Annotated in this window: 2 protein-coding genes; both read left to right on the forward strand. The window is 67.5% G+C overall.

Features of this window, described 5'->3' with window-relative positions; all coding sequences use genetic code 11:
* On the forward strand, nucleotides 1–490 hold a 490-nt coding region (locus tag AC04L7_RS17980; RefSeq protein WP_475513606.1), incomplete at its 5' end, for a phosphate/phosphite/phosphonate ABC transporter substrate-binding protein.
* On the forward strand, nucleotides 487–1774 hold a 1288-nt coding region (locus AC04L7_RS17985), incomplete at its 3' end, for a diguanylate cyclase domain-containing protein (protein ID WP_475513607.1). The genes AC04L7_RS17980 and AC04L7_RS17985, both read left to right, overlap by 4 nt.

The following is a 1774-nucleotide window of genomic DNA, read 5'->3' on the forward strand; positions in this document are numbered from 1 at the left end:
CCAGAACACCGCATCGACCAGTGCCTACTTCGCGCCATCGGTCGCCTTGCTGGATGCGGGGCAGCGGATGGAGATCCTGCTCTCGCCGATGGACCGGCCCTCGGCCGACTCGGTCGGTTATGTGTTCGCCCGCTCCGAGCTCAACATCGCGGCCTGGGTGCACAAGCGCCTGGTCGATGCCGGCGTGGTCAGCAACCTGGACTGGGACGATGTGCGACGCATGCCGCCGGCATTCCGCCGCGACTTCCGCGTGATCCACGAGACGCAGGATTTCCCGCGCGCGCTCGAGATGGTGCGTGGCGACCTGGACCCCCGGGTGGAGGCGCGACTGCGCGAGGTGCTGCTGGAGGCGGCCAGCGATCCCGCTGCGCGCGACGCGCTGAACGTCTTCTTCCGCACCACCCGCTTCCTGCCGGTCGATCCTGCATCGCAGCAGGCGCTCGACGACCTGCGCCGTGGCGTGACCCGCGTCCGGGAGCAGGTCGAATGAAGCCATTGAAATTCGGCCTGCAGGCGCGCTTCCTCGCCGCGATGGCCCTGATGCTGGTGGTGGTGATCGCGCTGCTCGGTACGCTGCTGCACCGCCAGAAGGTGATGCAGCAGGAAGTCGCGGACCTCGGCCGCGAAGCGATGCACGGCATGGTCGAAGACAGCCTGCGCCGCCACGGCGAGGCCACCGTCGACCAGTTGGGCGATGCGCTGGCCAATCCGCTGTACTACTTCGACCTGGACACCATCGGCAGCATCGTCCGTTCCGCCCAGAAGGAGCCTGACGTCAGCTACGTGCTGGTCTACGACAACCAGGGCCGGATCATCCACGACGGTACCGCCGACATCGCGGTGTACGGGCAGACCATGACCGATCCGCTGGCCTACGAAGCGGTGAATGCGCGCAGCATGCACACGCAGTGGTCGGCGCAGATCGTGGACGTGTCCGAACCGATCATGATCGGCAGCGAGCGCATCGGCGGCGTGCGCGTGGGCTATTCGGTGGCCTCYGTGCGTGCGTACGAAGAAAAGGCGATCACTGCCGCGCGCGAGCGCCTCAACGAACTCGGCGCGCGCCACCTGGGCTGGATCGCGTTGTTGCTCGCCGCGCTGGTGGCGGTGTGCGTGACCATCATGGTGTACGCGCAGCGCACGCTGGTCAGGCCGATTCGCGAGCTGGCGCGCGCGGCGCACGACATCGAAGTAGGCAACTACAACGGCGAGCGCATGGCCAGCGAACGCCAGGACGAAGTGGGCGAGCTCGTCCGTGCGTTCGGCACGATGAGCGACAGCATCGCGCGGCACGACCGCGACGTGCGACGCATGGCCTACACCGATTCGCTGACCGGTCTGACCAACCGGCTGGCGTTCCGTGAAAGCCTGGACCATCGCTTGATGATGTTGCGCGGCGCCGGCCGCCAGCTGGCGCTGCTGTTCGCCGACATCGACGACTTCAAGCGCGTCAACGACACGCTGGGCCACGAGGCCGGCGACGAGGTCCTGCAGCAGTTCGCGCACCGCATCCGCGACGCGGTCGAACTGATGGGCGGCGACGATGCGCTGCTCGCGCGCTTCGGTGGCGACGAATTCGTGATCCTGATCCAGGACGGCGACGTGCGCGGCAGCGCGACCCGCCTGGCGGAGAAACTGGTCGCGGAGCTGGGTCGCCCGATCGTCGTGCAGGAACGCCAGGTATTCCTGGGCACCTCGATCGGCATCACGCTGTTCCCGGAGGATGCCTCCGGCGCCACCGCGCTGATGAAGAACGGTGACATCGCGATGTACC

Source organism: Pseudoxanthomonas sp. LjRoot204_2 (assembly GCF_056175765.1).